A 1,389-nucleotide genomic window follows, 5' to 3' on the forward strand; every position below is an offset into this window, starting at 1 on the left:
TGCTGCTCGACGGGGACCGCGCCGTCGCGGCGATTCCCGCCTTGCTGGGAACCGATGCCTCCGGCCGCGCCGCAACGCTCGACGCCATCCGTCGCGTGGTCGCCGCCTCCGGGGATCTGTCGCAGGACGCTGAACGGCGCCTGGAGCATATGGAGGCGCTGTTCGCGCCGCTGGGCGGCAAGACCCTGCCGGCGCCTCCCGGACTGGCGGAAATCGCCGCGTCGTGACGACATTGCACTGGAAAGACGGGAACACACCATGACCGACGCTCAACCCGGCCTGCTGTCGGCCGCCGATGTCCGCAGCCTTGTCTCCCGGCAGAAATCCGCCCTGCTCGCCGAGGACGCGCGCAAGCGCAAGGCGGCGGAGGAGGAGCTGAAGCATCAAAAGGAGATGTTCCTGCATCGCACGGTCACGCCGGACTTCGTTGCCCGCCTGATCGCGCGCATCGAAAACGCCGCGGCGAACGGCGAAATGCAGCTTCTTCTCGGCCGCTTTCCGAGCGCCTGGTGCTCCGATGGCGGACGGGCGATCAATGCGCGGGAGGCGGACTGGCCGGCGACGCTTCAAGGCTTCGCGCGGGATTTCTACGAGTTCTGGGAGCGGGAGCTGAAGCCGCGCGGATTTCAGATGGAAGTGACCATCGTCGATTTTCCCTCTGGCATGCCGGGCGATATCGGTGCGACGCTTTCGTGGACGGAAGGGGACGCGGCGTGACGGAAGCGGGAACGACGTCACGACCGGGGCAGGCTTGGGGATGACCAGCATGAGGGTTCTTCGCTGGGTGTTTGGGGTTGCCGCAATCGCGGCACTCGGCACGACCTTGTGGTTTGCGACGCGGCCGCCGCCGCTCACCGTCCAGGGGGAGGTTTCGGCCGACCGGGTCGACATCAGTCCCCGCGTTGCCGGCCGTGTCGCCAAGCTGGGCGCCGACACCGGGGACACGGTGACGCGCGGGACGGTGCTGGTCGAACTGGAAAGCCCCCAACTGGTGGCGGCACTGTCCGCCGCCCAGGCGGCACTCGGCGTCGCCAGGGCCGACCTCGACCGGGTCAACAGCACGCGGGCGGAGACCATCACCGCGAGGCGGGCCGATCTGGCCTCGGCGGATGCCGACGTCACCCTCTATCAGGACAATTACGGCCGGCAGGCCCAGCTGATCCGCTCCGGCAACACCCCGCAGGCGCGAATGGACGAGGCGGCGCGCAATCTGGAGGCCGCCGTCCGCAAGCGTGAGTCGGCGGAGGCCGCCCTGCATCTCGCCGTCACCGGCGCCAGCCCGGAGGAGCGGGCATTGGCCGCCGCCCAGGTCAAGCAGGCCGAGGCGGCGCTCCGCCAGCGCTCCGTCGATGTGGAGGAGCTGGTCGTCCGTGCCCCGATGGATGGGCA

General features: G+C 69.5%; 2 protein-coding genes and 1 pseudogene. All 3 read left to right on the plus strand.

What is annotated here, in order from left to right; translation table 11 throughout:
- Window positions 1-227 (plus strand): annotated as a pseudogene (locus tag I71_RS38320) (hypothetical protein); the annotation flags it as partial.
- Window positions 228-258: 31 nt separating this feature from the next.
- A complete protein-coding gene (locus I71_RS16245; protein WP_042695889.1) occupies window positions 259-717 on the plus strand; it encodes a hypothetical protein in 459 nt (152 codons plus the stop codon).
- 49 nt (window positions 718-766) lie between these two features.
- On the plus strand, window positions 767-1,389 hold a 623-nt coding region (locus tag I71_RS16250), incomplete at its 3' end, for an HlyD family secretion protein (RefSeq protein ID WP_244433873.1).

This window comes from Azospirillum sp. B506 (assembly GCF_000333595.1).
Classification (GTDB): Bacteria; Pseudomonadota; Alphaproteobacteria; order Azospirillales; family Azospirillaceae; genus Azospirillum.